General features: G+C 57.7%; 12 protein-coding genes. 9 read left to right on the forward strand and 3 right to left on the reverse strand.

Annotated features, from left to right (window positions below; translation table 11 throughout):
* Window positions 1–80 precede the first annotated feature (80 nt).
* Both LPW11_RS06825 and LPW11_RS22495 read right to left on the reverse strand, forming a co-directional pair.
* On the reverse strand, window positions 81–1,304 hold the full coding sequence (locus tag LPW11_RS06825) for an ISL3 family transposase (protein WP_230996936.1): 1,224 nt from the start codon (window positions 1,302–1,304) through the stop codon (window positions 81–83).
* A 153-nt stretch (window positions 1,305–1,457) separates the two neighbouring features.
* A complete protein-coding gene (locus LPW11_RS22495) occupies window positions 1,458–1,769 on the reverse strand; it encodes a hypothetical protein (protein WP_442899807.1) in 312 nt (103 codons plus the stop codon).
* Between the two features lie 613 nt (window positions 1,770–2,382).
* Here LPW11_RS22495 and LPW11_RS06830 point away from each other — a divergent pair.
* The 9 genes from LPW11_RS06830 (at window position 2,383) to LPW11_RS06870 (ending at window position 11,099) form a co-directional block, all read left to right on the forward strand.
* A complete protein-coding gene (locus tag LPW11_RS06830; protein WP_230997378.1) occupies window positions 2,383–3,585 on the forward strand; it encodes a YsnF/AvaK domain-containing protein in 1,203 nt (400 codons plus the stop codon).
* A 21-nt stretch (window positions 3,586–3,606) separates the two neighbouring features.
* Entirely contained in the window at window positions 3,607–3,795 is a 189-nt protein-coding gene (locus LPW11_RS06835) for a hypothetical protein (RefSeq protein WP_230997379.1), read from the forward strand.
* Between the two features lie 500 nt (window positions 3,796–4,295).
* Window positions 4,296–4,871 (forward strand): LytR/AlgR family response regulator transcription factor, encoded by a 576-nt coding sequence (locus LPW11_RS06840; protein ID WP_230997380.1) that lies wholly within the window; start codon window positions 4,296–4,298, stop codon window positions 4,869–4,871.
* Window positions 4,872–4,942: 71 nt separating this feature from the next.
* On the forward strand, window positions 4,943–6,016 hold the full coding sequence (locus LPW11_RS06845; RefSeq protein WP_230997381.1) for a rhodanese-like domain-containing protein: 1,074 nt from the start codon (window positions 4,943–4,945) through the stop codon (window positions 6,014–6,016).
* A gap of 364 nt (window positions 6,017–6,380) precedes the next feature.
* The gene (locus LPW11_RS06850; protein WP_230997382.1) at window positions 6,381–7,148 is read left to right on the forward strand and encodes a DJ-1/PfpI family protein; all 768 of its coding nucleotides are present in this window, start codon (window positions 6,381–6,383) and stop codon (window positions 7,146–7,148) included.
* Between the two features lie 117 nt (window positions 7,149–7,265).
* Window positions 7,266–8,111 (forward strand): glycosyltransferase, encoded by an 846-nt coding sequence (locus LPW11_RS06855; RefSeq protein ID WP_230997383.1) that lies wholly within the window; start codon window positions 7,266–7,268, stop codon window positions 8,109–8,111.
* Window positions 8,112–8,366: 255 nt separating this feature from the next.
* Window positions 8,367–9,182: a glycosyltransferase family 25 protein gene (locus tag LPW11_RS06860; protein ID WP_269145394.1), complete on the forward strand. Its 816-nt coding sequence runs from the start codon at window positions 8,367–8,369 to the stop codon at window positions 9,180–9,182.
* 691 nt (window positions 9,183–9,873) lie between these two features.
* Window positions 9,874–10,455 carry a hypothetical protein gene (locus LPW11_RS06865; RefSeq protein ID WP_230997384.1) on the forward strand — a complete coding sequence of 194 codons (582 nt, stop codon included), beginning with the start codon at window positions 9,874–9,876 and terminating at the stop codon, window positions 10,453–10,455.
* Between the two features lie 62 nt (window positions 10,456–10,517).
* Window positions 10,518–11,099 (forward strand): TIGR00730 family Rossman fold protein, encoded by a 582-nt coding sequence (locus tag LPW11_RS06870; RefSeq protein ID WP_230997385.1) that lies wholly within the window; start codon window positions 10,518–10,520, stop codon window positions 11,097–11,099.
* A 181-nt stretch (window positions 11,100–11,280) separates the two neighbouring features.
* On the opposite strand, the gene pdxR is transcribed toward LPW11_RS06870, so the two are convergent.
* Window positions 11,281–12,687: a MocR-like pyridoxine biosynthesis transcription factor PdxR gene (gene pdxR / locus LPW11_RS06875; protein ID WP_230997386.1), complete on the reverse strand. Its 1,407-nt coding sequence runs from the start codon at window positions 12,685–12,687 to the stop codon at window positions 11,281–11,283.
* Between the last annotated feature and the right edge of the window lie 171 nt (window positions 12,688–12,858).

A 12,858-nucleotide genomic window follows, 5' to 3' on the forward strand; every position in this document is an offset into this window, starting at 1 on the left:
CCTGACCACAGTAGTTGCGCGGTTTCAGGACGGTCCTCGCCACGTCAAATCCCCCCTCCTGTTCCCCCCTTCGCAAAGGTTCATCCGGGAATTCCGGGGAAGGCCGCTCTAATCTTTAGAAAGAAGTAGTCATGGTCCCGGAAGCCATAGGCCATTCTCTTGATCACTTTGATCTTGTTGTTGATGCCTTCGAGGATGCCGGTGTGCAGTTGATAAAGGCAGTGATTCAGGATGCCCTGGAGGTAGGGCTGCAACCGCTTTGCAAACGTCGTGAGCTGTTCAATATTGCTTTCCATCGCTCGTCGGTGCCACTGCTCCCAGAACAGCTTCGCTTCCTCGGTACACCTGAAACGCCATAACTGTTTGAGGTCCTCTTTCAGCAGATAAACCGTCAGGAGGTTCTGGTTTGCTTCCAATAGTTCCTGCAAACGAAGCATGTCGTCACCTTTGACATTCCGGCTATTCCGCAGCAACAACCACCGCGAGGTTCTGATTACCTTGCGGGCTTTCTTGTCATCTTTGAGGCGGTCCGCTTCAGCGTTGCGGACCTTGTCCAGGACCTCTCTGCTGTACTTTGCTACGACATGGAAAAGGTCATAGACGATTGCGGCCTGAGGGCAGTTAGCTTTCACCTCCGTCTCAAAGGCACCATTCATATCCATAGCAACGGCTTTGAGTCGTTTGCACCCCTCTTCCCCAAGTTGCTGAAAGAACGGACGAATGCTCTCGCGGCCCCTCCCCGTTGCCACGAACAGCACTTTCCTGCGGTGCGGCTCCACGATGACAGTTGCATAATCGTGCCCCTTTCGAAGGGCAAATTCGTCCATGCCGATTACCTCGACGTCCGAGAGATCAACGCTGCCGAATCCGTTTTGCAGAGACCGTTTGTCGATCTCCTTAACCTGATCCCAGGATAGCCCGTAGAACTCTGCCACCTGCTTTATTGGGAGAACGCAGCACAACTTCGCTACGCTCTCAGCAAGTCTGGCTGTGACGCGAGCGTACTTCTCCAACCATGGCAACGCCTCAAGGACAGGTCCGCATCGGGGACACCAGAGTCTGCGACGCCGAACCCTCAGATACGTTTGGGCATCCAGTATCGGCAGGTCGCGTATGAGTCGGACACTGGTGTCGTGAACCCCTGTGCAGCGCTTACCACAACTGGGGCACAGCAACTTCTCCTGAAACCTTGGAACCAGCACTATCTCGAACCGTTTCTGCTTGTCTGTGCCTGAAGTGGTGACCTTGGCAATACGATATCCTTCCCACCCTCCGAGATATGATATAAGATCGGTTTGCGACAACGGCAGCCTCCTGAGTATTTGATGTTGGGGAACCTCAAAATAACCCAGTGCTGTCGTTGTCGCTTTATTTTTTTTAACTTTCCCCAGAATTCCCAGAAGAACCTTCGCAAAGGGGGGGACGCGAGGCCTCGTGCGGCCCTTCATTGGAACATACTACGACTTCCCCGGAAGTCTCGGACGAGCCTCCAATAAATACATCCCGAAGATCGTTTGTAAAATCTTAGCATATGGGCGATTCTGAAAGATAGGCGCCTCGCGACGAGCAGTCCCCGGCGCGTCCGGGGGGGACAGCTCGGACATCAACTCCCGAAGTTGGGCGATCGTCACATCAATTCCTTCGAGGAGGTCTGTCGGGGCCGATGCCGCTTCTGGCGGAAGCTGCTGCCGGGAGAGGGAGTCCGCTGCCATCTTGGCGACGGCGAGTGACTGAGCCGCACCTTCATGCAGCACAGTAGCGAGCTGCATACGCTCCCGGTCCTCAGTCTCCGACAGTTCCGCCGCCAGGCGGGTTCGGGCTCTTCAATCTGCGGGAACGTCTCGTGTTCATCGGGGGCTCCTTCGAGATTCGCTCCGTTGTCGGCGAGGGGGCCAGGGCCACCGTCATCGCCCCCCTTGCGGACAGTTCAGGGGGATTCCATCAACCAGAGCGAAAAGGGGAAGGAACTCAAGAACAAGGCTAAATATTTCTCTCTCCGGCTTTCCTTTACTGGCCTCTCTGCCGTTCCCAAGACTCCGCCAGCGCCCTTGGCTGTCCACGCAGTTCAGAGTCTGTAGATTACCTCGGCTCCCCCAATTACTTCATGAAGACAGATTATTCCCACCTCCAAAGTAACACTTCAAAGTATTTGAAGGATTCTTTGTGTGCATTACACTTTTTAGAGGGCGGTGCATCTTCTTTGGAGAATCAGCAAGAAGGATGGTTTTATTGTTTTTTTCCAACAAACCCACTCTTTTTTAATCCGATGCACCAGCGAGAAGATATCGGTGGACTTAAAGAAGCAAGCTGGTTCCGGAAAAGCAGGTCTATTAGAGCTTTATCGATATTCAGACTTTTGGCAGGCAACGGAGGTTACAACTTATGGCAAAGACAGTTGTAGGACTGATGGATAGCATGAGACAGGCGCATGAGGTGGTGCGTGAACTTGAGAGCACCGGCTTCGAGAAAGGCTCAATTAACCTGATCGGTAGTCACAGGGGTACGGGTACAGAGAGCGGCACACTTACGGGGACAACCAGGACCGGGCAGGGGCTGGATGAAACACGCACCACGGCAGCGGAGCGTGGCACAACTGGCGCCCCAAGCGGCGCCTATGAGAGTGGACTCACCCCCACTACCATTCCCGGGATAGGCCCAGCACTCCACCGGGGATCGCTCGGCTCCGATCTCTCGGGCGGGGGATTAGGTCCCCTGGTGAAGATGGGGGTGCCCGAACAGGATGCCCATTATTATATGGAAGGTGTGAAGCGTGGTGGCGTCATGGTCGCTGTCACCTGCCCGGATGACAGAGTCCCCCAGGCATCGAGTATCATGCAGAACCACGGCGCAATCGACATAGACAGGACCGCGGAGCACTGGAAACGGGAGGGGTGGACCGGCTTCCATGCGGAGGGGTATGAACATACTGCCCAGGCGCGGAGTGGCCACCAGGAGGCACGGGTCCTGCCGGTTGCCGAGGAGACGGTAAAGGTAGGTAAGCGCGAGGTATCGGAAGGGTTTGTTCGGGTCTACACCCACGTCGAATCAGTTCCGATCCAGGAGAATGTCTCGCTACGCGAGGAGCACGCCACCATAGAGCGGCGTCCTGTGGATCGCCCGATCAGCGGGGCCGACCGCGAGGCTTTCAGGGAATCCTCCGTCGAGGTCCGCGAGATGAGAGAAGAGCCGGTGGTATCGAAAGAAGCCCGGGTCAAGGAGGAGGTGCTGGTGGGCAAGGACTCGACCCAGCGCATGGAGACCGTACACGAGACTGCACGCCAGACGAAGGTCGAGGTGGAGAGAGGACAGCAAACAGGGCGCGGCAGCGGGACCGCGCCGCATGACGAGGATGAAGACTTCCGCAGGCACTACCAGAGCTTGTACAGCAGCAAGGGGGACTACGACACGTATCGCTCCGCCTATCACTATGGCGAAGACCCCGAGATGATGCAGCTGCGCGGCAGGGAGTGGTCGGAAGTGGAAGAGGACGTGCACCGCTCGTGGGACAAAAAGCACCCCGGCGGAACGTGGAGTCAGTTCAAGGACGCGATCCGGTACGGATGGGATAAAAAGCGCCGTACTTAGGGTTATGGGAAGGAGGACCAAATGCCAAAGGTGTATCCAGCTCCAAAGGAGGCGGAGAAGGGTGGCAGCAGCGAGAGGGACAGCGGGGTAAAGAAGACCTTCGGGGTCTACGACAAGCCGGCCCGCACCCGTTCACCGGCGATGATTGCGATGGTCGTCATTGCGGCCATCATCATTCTCTTCATTGTGTACATGCTGATGCGGCAGTGACGAAAGTGCTAACGTCTGGCTGCTGATGTGGTAAGTCCGCCGCAGAGTCGGGCTTGGTTCGGCGAGGAGATCCACGTTCCGGGTGACTGCACCCGCTCCCAGCGCTCCCTTCGGGAGCAGGCGGCCGGAACTCTCCGATTCCGACCATATCGAGAAGGGGCTCTCGGCCAGACCGGGAGCCCTTTTCGTTTCGAAATGGGAACCTGGGGTATCCATCCCCGAAGGGGCTGCACGAGAACTCGCCTCCCCCCTCTGTCCCCCGAGAGAGGTGTGTGGCGTGTCGGCGGGTGACCTTACTTTGCATATTGCAGTAAGAGACAAGATTAGCTAGAGTCGGCTCCATGGCACTGGAACAGTACTTGAGCGACCAAGGCAGCATGAATATCGGACTGGTTCTTCTTTCGAGGGATTGGCGCGTGCTCGGGATGAATGAGCATGCTCTATGCATTGCCGGTCCCAATATGGAGCCTCTTGGCCAAAACCTTTTCCGGATGCACCCCGTGAAGACCCGCGAGAAGGTGCGCGGCATTCTGGACGAACTGTCTACTCCGCCGGAATCGCACCCCAGGTCCATGGTGATCGACTTTCTCGGCAGGGTACTCATGATCAGCTTGTCTCGTCTCACGGTCCCGGATAGCGCGATGGCCTGGGCGGTGTCGTTCATGGATCTGTCCGAGCAGACAGGAGCCTGCACCAACCCCCAGAGCGGGCACCTGGAATTGAAGAAAATGCCGATCTACGAGAAAGGCCAGTTCCATTTCCTTTCCGCAGACCAGGTGTACCTGATAGAGGCCGACGGCAATTACTGCCGGATCCACACCCCACTCAAAAAATTCCACCTGCTGATGAGCTTGAAGGCGGTTCTGCAACGTTTCCCCTCCTCCGACTTTTTCCGGGTGCACAAGAGTTTCATAGTCAACCTCAGGCACGTGAAGGCGCTGGGGCCCGGGGGCGACAGCCGCACCGTTCTCTCCTTTTACGAGCCTGCTATTCCCGCCGTTCCGGTTTCCCGCCGCCTCGTGTCCGCAGTCAAGAAGGCCGTTTCCTCCGGAAGAACCGTTCATCCCGCAGATTAACCCGTTCGTCAAGTACTTCTTGAGCCTCCACCCGCAGAGTGGGATAGTGCCGCGAAAGAGGCTACCCCCTCGTGGAGGGGGATTACTTCCAAGGAGAACGGTCAATGAACGTCAGATGCAATTGCAGTTTCGTTACCGGTGCGGCGCTTTTGATGGTCTGCCTCGCCGTCCCGGGATGGGCCAGCGCCACTGGGACGAGCGCCAGGAAAGCAAAAGCACACAGCAAACCGGCGCAGGCGACGGCGGTGCAGGGGTCGGAAGAAATCGTGCAAAAAAGTTCCGCCTTCTTTGCGGCTCCCCCCTTCATGGCGGCTGAGGATGTCTACGCCAAAGTGGTTAAAGAGGGTGACAGCACTTATTTCCTGGTGAGCCTTCAGCCCCGCACCGAGTTCGCCAAGGGACACGTGCCGGGCGCGGTCAACCTCCCCTTCGAGGAGATCACGGAGCGCAGTGTCCTCAAACTCCTCCCGCGTGACAGAAAGATCGTCTTCACCTGTGATGACGGACATCGTTCCATGATGGCATCGCTGTACTTCAACCAACTCGGCTACAGCGCCACAGCCATGCCGATGGGTCTCAGCCACTGGAACCGGACCGAATCTGCTGCGCCCTTAACAGGTTCCGCACGGTACCCGGTGAGCACGGAGAAGGCGGACGTTGCGGTCGGGAAGGCGGTTCCGGCCGTTTCAAGCAACGCCGGAAAAGGAAATGAGCTGATCGCCGAGCGGACGAGGGGCGTGCTGACCTCACGCAGGAAATTGTTCATGAACCAGAACGAGGTGTACGAAGAGGCGGCCAAAGACGGGGGCAAGGGAATTTTCCTAGTCAGCATTCAACGCCCGGAGGATTACGCAAAAGGGCACGTCCCCGGGGCGATCAACGTTCCCTTCACCGAGCTGGCAAGCAAGAAAAGCCTCAGCAAGCTTCCGACCGACCGCAAGATCGTGGTTGTCTGCTACATCGGGCACATCGCAGCGGCGGCTACCCTTTTCCTGAACCAACTGGGATACGAGGCCTACGATTTGCGCTTCGGCACCCTCGGCTGGAACGATACGACAGAAGGCTTGGGAAAAATGAAGGGCTATTTGCTCAGCCTGGTGCAAGACAGGAAGTACCCTGTCGAACGGGCGCAGGAGAATCAGTGAAGCCCGGGACCTCGCCTTACGGGGCATAGGGAAGGCTGGAAACGGCAGTAAAGTTTTTGCAGAACTCTGCACTCCCGCTCGAGACCCTTCCCCGGGAGCGCGGCCTCGACAGCGCGGGCAATCTCGGACGGTCGTTCCGACGACGCTTCGGCGTAACCTTGGGGAGTACCGTGAGCGCCGGTGACTCCCTCACCTAGAAAGGAGTAGACGAAGAATGCTTCGATCCCTCATTACGACAAGTACCGCTATCGTGTGTGCCCTGTTGCTGAGTGGCGCCAGGCAGGTGCAATCGGCGGAAAGCTCCCCTCTCCACCCCCAGGCCACCTGTCCGGAAATGGGAGCCCCGATTAATCCCGAGCTGTATGTGGACTACAACGGAAAACGCATCTACCTCTGCTCGGAAATGTGCCGCGACGCCGTGGCAAAAGATCCGGAACGGGCGATACGTACCATAGTAGCAAAGGGGCAGACCGTCCAGGCCATTCCCACGAAGGATTCGCCGGCGGCGCTTCCCGTCAGGAAAAAAACCCTCGGGGTCCTTCTCTTCCCCCGGTTCGAGATGCTCGACGCCTACGGACCGATGGAACTCTGGGGAAACCTCAAAGAGAAAGTACAGGTGATAACCGTTGCCACCCAAGCGGGGGCAGTTGCTTCGAACCAGGGTCCGAGGACGGTAGCCGACTACGGTTTCGACGACGCGCCACAAATAGACCTCCTCCTCATTCCGGGAGGAATGGGCGCCTTCGACCTGGTGAATGACCAGAAGACCCTCGAATGGCTGCGAACGCGGGCGAAAAAGGCAGAGATCGTCATGTCCGTCTGCAACGGGGCGTCACTCCTGGCAGCAGCAGGAATCCTCGACGGCAGGCCTGCAACTACCAACAAAATGTTCTGGAAGAGTTCGACCGGCCCGGGGCCGAAGGTAAAGTGGGTCAAGAACGCCCGCTGGGTCGACGACGGCACCATCGTGACCTCTTCAGGCATCTCCGCAGGAATCGACATGTCGCTTGCCGTTATAGCGCGTCTGTACGGGAAGGACGTGGCAGAGTGGCTGGCGCGCGCCACCGAATACGAACCACACAGGGACCCGTCGTGGGATCCGTTTGCAAAGGCGGCTGGGTTGGTGGATTGAGGGGGGGCAATCAAACTCTGTGAGTGACACCTTGGTGCTAAAAAGGCTACGTCTGCTTTCAGCTTGTGCTATAAGATGCCAACACCAGTTCCTAACAAACCCAAGATCGGACCTACTGTGAGCACCACCACGATCGTCGTCCCCTGTTACAATGAGGCGGAGCGTCTCAAGCCCTCCGTTTTTCTCGAGACCCTCGGGAAAGACCCGGAGTTGTCATTTCTTTTTGTCGACGACGGCAGCCGCGACGAGACACTGCAGAGCCTGCATGCCCTGAGAGATAAGGAGCCGACGCGGATCGGGGTGCTGGACATGGAGCGAAACTCCGGGAAGGCTGAGGCTGTCCGCCGCGGGATCCTCAAGGCGCTGGAAACCCCGTGCGACTACGTGGGCTACTGGGATGCGGACCTCGCCACGCCGCTTGACGAGATTGCAGACTTTTCTTCCCTTCTGGACCGCGGCGGGATAGACGTGGTCCTCGGCTCGAGGGTCTGCCTGCTCGGACGTAACATTCAGCGCAGAGCCTGGAAACACTACATAGGAAGGGTCTTCGCCACCTGCGCCTCCCTTTTACTTCAGCTCAAAGTCTACGACACCCAGTGCGGCGCGAAGCTGTTCAAAGCTTCCCCCCTCCTGCGGCAGGTCTTTGGCACCCCGTTCAAGGTCAACTGGACCTTCGACCTGGAGATGATCGGTCGTTTTCTCCTGCTGCAGGACCTTACCCCGGAGGAGGTGCCCTCGCGCTGGGTCGAGCACCCGCTCCGCGAATGGGTGGACGTGAAGGGGTCCAAGGTCGGGGTTAAGGATTACATTAGGGGGGGCATGGAGTTTTGCACCATCTTCTTCTATCTCCGCACCCCAGCCCGTAGCAGCTATCTCAGGTACCTCACAGCAACAGTCCCGCCACAGGTCGAAGCGCCCTCCTCCGACGGTGCGGCAGCGAACCAGCCAGAAGGGCTCCGATGACCCCCGAGCCTCCCCGCACCGTAGGGGCAGCCACGAAGTAGATCACCTTTGCCGCAGTCGCGATCCTTGCCAAATCATCGCCGCGGCCGGGCACCCGCCGGCTGCCTTTTCCTTTCCCCTCCAGCCTAATGTTTTGGCGGCGGCTGCCGATATGCTAACGGCACCCGGCTTCCTAGTGCCCCGGCCTTTGCCTCCGGATGCCACATCATCCACGACTCCGGGTCACCCCGCCCGGTCATCGATAAAGGAATCACCATGTATCAAGGCTTTTACATCAACATGGACAGAGCGGTAGAGAGAAGAAAGCTGCTGGAACAGCACCTCCAGGATGCCGGCCTGTCGCAAAGGTATGCGAGATTCCCTGCCATAGATGGGACGGCCATTACCTATGGACCAGATGCCGTAGCCGGCTCTCCCGTGCTCGGATGCACGTTGAGTCACTTGAGCATAGTGAAGGATCAGCTCGACTCCGGAAAACACCTGCACATCATTGAAGATGACGCCATCCTGCACCGGGATATCGGAAGGGTCCTCGAACACTTCGCCACGCATGAGCAGGCGCCGGAATGGGATGTCCTCATGACAGACCTCTTTCTCCCCCCCGACCTGTATCTCTTCAAATACCTGCATGAGAAATACGTGGAGTCGATGAAGTCAGGCACCGTTACCTTCATCGACATTCAAAGCTGGGAGTTCGCAGGGGCGACCTCATACTTTGTGAACAAAGACAGCAAGGAGAAGTTCCTGCGCATGATGGAGCACGGATTCAGCGACCATACTCCGTATGACATAAGGCTCAGAACCCTCGCGAAGAACGGCATGCTGAAGGTTTTTACCTGCTTCCCCTTCTTCAGTACCCTCTCCGAATCGAGCTCCGACTCGACTATCGCCGGAGGATTTCGCCATGTGCTCCCCCTTTCGGAGTATCGCCGCTCTTTCTACGTCGCTGCGGACCTGCTGGGGATCCGCGACAAGCTCCGCTGCACCCCCCCCTGCCCCTCCGATACTCATACGGAGATTTACCTGAACCTGATAAAGGCGCTGCTCGATCCTCAGCACCAATCCTTCTGATCGACTGGCTTCACCGTTATGACAGAAGGCGGTCGGCATTAGCCGGCCGCCTTTTCTTTCTGTGCACTGACTGCTTCATTTCCTTTTGCGAACAAACGTGCTACTAAGGAAGCGGCAAAGCCCTCCACAGAACCTATGACCATTTCCGCTCAAAAAAATAGCCGACCGCAGCTCCTGGTAACTTTCCTGGTCGCCCTCTGCGTCCTCTTCGCCGGAGCGCACGTCCCGGACCTGGCCCGTCCCCACCGCCCGAGGTCGGTCCATCGTCTCGCACTGGAGACAACGCAAAAGACACCATCCAAGCACCTGAAGCAGCAGGAGTCTCCTGCCGTTTTGCCGGAGCTTCCGATATCAAGCCACATCGTTTCGCATCGCACCGATTCTCACCGCATCCCGCCACTGTACATCTCCCTTCTTTCTCCAAAGAGTCCCGGCCGCTCTCCTCCCGCAGCACAACTGTAAGCCCAACCAATTAGTTGCACCTCGGGAACGGAGCTCTCTCCCTGCTGCAGCAACCGAGGTGCAGAAATAAAGAGAAAGTGGAGCCGCGCGCGGCATCAGGACAGGGGATGTGGCTTGATCGCCACCGTCCGGTCGTGCTCTTCCCAGGCACCGGCTTCACCCCTGTGCATTGCGTCTGTGTTATCCCCTCCGCGTGAGCAAATCGGAGACTGAAGCCCATGGAGATGTCATGAAATACTTTACAGTGATCTTCCTTACCATCATAAGTTCGACCATATATACGAGCTGCTATGCCGTGAGCTGTAACTGTGAAGACTGGATGGCAAAAGGCGGGTATTGTGTCGATTATATAAAGGATCGGATCCCGGCATTCCCTATCCCTTACAAGGACGATATGCCATCGCTGAAGAATACGGACGTCACGAATGTGACCGAGGGTGATGTCGCCATTTTCACAATCAAGAACTACTGGCACGTCGCCTACGTCGAAAAGGTGCACCGCAATGCCAACGGGAACGCAACTGCAATAGATGTCACGGAGATGAACTATGGGGACAAGTTGTCTTTTCCCGAGTTTAAAGCAAAATGGAAATCAAAGAGCCGTGACCAGTGGAACAGAGCTGCCTGTTGTGGCATAACGGACAACTACGACCGAATAACCTGGCGCAAAAATATCGCTCTTGGCACCGTAAAACAGATATGGTCTCCCGATGATGTCGCACCTGAAGGTACCGGGGGGCGGGTGAACACCATAGCTGGCAAGGTAAAGGAGGTCGTGAACCGCCTCCTCCAATATACCGGCGAGCTTTAACCACAGAAGCAGGTATTACCCTTCGAAAGAGGAAGCGACGGGAGGAAGAAAGGTTGTCAGAGATGAAAAGCATTTGCGTCTACTGTGGCTCGAGCCCCGGCAGGCTCGATGCCTACGCGGCATCTGCGCGGGCGCTGGGCGCTGTGCTGGCGGGAAACAACATCAGGCTCGTGTATGGAGGCGCGAAAGTCGGGATTATGGGTATGCTCGCCGACACAGTCCTCAGTCTCGGGGGGGAAGTCGTCGGTGTCATTCCTGAAGCGCTGGTCGCCAAAGAGGTGGCGCACCAGGGGCTGACCACACTGCACGTGACAGGCTCCATGCACGAGCGCAAGATGCTGATGGCCGATCTCTCTGACGGCTTCGTGGCCCTCCCTGGCGGCATCGGAACGCTTGAAGAGCTCTTTGAGGTCTGGACCTGGGCGCAACTCGGTTTTCACCACAAGCCGTGCGGTCTGCTCAATGTGGCGGGTTATTACGATGGACTCGCCGCATTTCTGGATCATGCCGTCGCCGAACAGTTCGTCCAGAACGCACAGCGCGCCATGCTCATCGTCGAGCAAACAGCCGGGGAACTCCTCCGCCGATTCCGCGGGTACGAGCCGCCTCTGGTTCCCAAACTGGTGGATGAAAAGGAAACGTGACCTCGACGGATCGTCTCAGCGGAAGAGTTATCAGAGAAAGGGCCTTGGCACACGCCAAGGCCCTTTCTGCTTCCGTTGGAGCGGCTTGCGCCCAGGGCGCCCGTGCAGTCGCGGATTTGTGTGTTCCCTGCCCCCAACAAAAAACAAGAAACTGCACCTGTGCCTCGCCCCGTTCTTTCAGCTACTCTGCGGATATTCTTTTCTGCTGGCTCTGGAAAAGGAGAGCGACCCCCTCTTCAATCCTGTCGATACTCAGACCGCCGAACCCGAGGATGACCATTCCTTCTTCCGGTTTCCGATTGACGCACGTTGTCGAGAAGGGAAAAAGCTTTATGCCGCTGTGGCGTGCAGCGGCGACAAGCTCTTCTTCTTTAACTGCAGTATCGTGAAGTTGCACCACCACATGTAGCCCTGCGCCCTGCCCTATGACACTGGCGCGCTCGCCGCAATGCCGGGCCAACGCACGCAACAGCGCGTCATGCTTCTTCCGATAGAGGGTTCGCACCCGCCGCACATGGCGCTCCCAGTGCCCCTGCTCCATGAATTGCGCCAGTGCCCTCTGTTCCAGCACCGACACCGAAGGAGCATAATCGCTGAACAGGCGACGGTAGGCGGGCAGTAGCGAATGGGGCAGCACCAGGTAGCTGACGCGCAGAGCCGGAGACAGCACCTTCGAAAAAGTGCCGGAGTAGACGATGTTGCCGTCCGGATCGAGCCCTTGCAGCGATGGAATTGGCCGGCCGTGATAACGAAGCTCGCTGTCGTAGTCATCTTCGATGATGAAGTTGCCCCCCTCCCTTGCCCAGCGAAGAAGCTTCAGGCGGTTCGCGATCGGCATCACACATCCCATCGGGAACTGGTGCGACGGCGTGACGTAGGCCACGGTGCTGCGACTATCCTGGAGCGCACGGAGGTCGAGGCCCTCATCCAGCACAGGGAGAGGAAGTACCTCCAGGGAGTGGTTCGCAAAGACCGACCGCGCCAGGTGGTAGCCGGGATCCTCGACCGCAACCACGGGGCGACTGTCTTTCAGGAGATGCGCCACGATGTCGAGTCCGTGCTGAAGTCCGCCGCAGACAACGATCTGATCGATGTCGCAGACGACGCCGCGGGATTGTTCCAGGTATTTCCGGATCTCTCCGCGCAAGGTGCCCTCTCCCTGCGCCTCGGAGTAATGGTTCAGATCGCGGGACCCGCGGTGCAATGCGTCGAGGAGACATTTCCGCCAGATGCGCTCAGGGAATGCCTCCGCATCGAGTCGAGCGGGATGAAAGTCGAATAGGCACTGTGTCTCCTGGACCGTCTCCCGCGCAGCACCCCTGGCCGGAGGGGAGACAAGAACGTCGTCGGGGCTCAAGGGGGAGACGAAATACCCGCTGCGCTCCTTGCTGTAGATGTACCCTTCGGCGTAGAGCTCAAGGTAGGCATTCTCCACGGTGTTGCGACTGATGAGATGTTGGCGCGCCAGGTCCCTCACCGAAGGGAGTCTTGAATCGGCGGCGAATCTCCCGGAGAGGATCGCTCCCTTTATCTGGCTGTAGAGCTGCGTGTACAATGGAACCTGGCTGTCGTGGCTAAGGACCAGCATGACCTCTCCCCTGCTCTTGTGTGGCACCTTTGTTGGCTGCTCAGATGGCAGGGTAGAGCTTTCGGGACGCAGACGTCAAGGGAATCTGTCCCTACCGAGATCCTGCTATCTGCTCTAGAGGATGGGGTCAAAATGTGAAATATCTGTAACAGATATCCAGGCAGCAGAAAA

Origin of the sequence: Geomonas sp. RF6 (assembly GCF_021044625.1) — a bacterium.
In the GTDB taxonomy this organism is placed as follows: domain Bacteria; phylum Desulfobacterota; class Desulfuromonadia; order Geobacterales; family Geobacteraceae; genus RF6.

Bases quoted from the DNA above. Each gene is read 5' to 3' on its own strand.
- LPW11_RS22495 (WP_442899807.1), bottom strand. From the start codon at position 1,769: ATGCAGCTCGCTACTGTGCTGCATGAAGGTGCGGCTCAGTCACTCGCC.
- LPW11_RS06830 (WP_230997378.1), top strand. From the start codon at position 2,383: ATGGCAAAGACAGTTGTAGGACTGATGGATAGCATGAGACAGGCGCAT.
- LPW11_RS06835 (WP_230997379.1), top strand. From the start codon at position 3,607: ATGCCAAAGGTGTATCCAGCTCCAAAGGAGGCGGAGAAGGGTGGCAGC.
- LPW11_RS06860 (WP_269145394.1), top strand. From the start codon at position 8,367: ATGTATCAAGGCTTTTACATCAACATGGACAGAGCGGTAGAGAGAAGA.
- LPW11_RS06865 (WP_230997384.1), top strand. From the start codon at position 9,874: ATGAAATACTTTACAGTGATCTTCCTTACCATCATAAGTTCGACCATA.
- LPW11_RS06870 (WP_230997385.1), top strand. From the start codon at position 10,518: ATGAAAAGCATTTGCGTCTACTGTGGCTCGAGCCCCGGCAGGCTCGAT.
- pdxR (WP_230997386.1), bottom strand. From the start codon at position 12,687: ATGCTGGTCCTTAGCCACGACAGCCAGGTTCCATTGTACACGCAGCTC.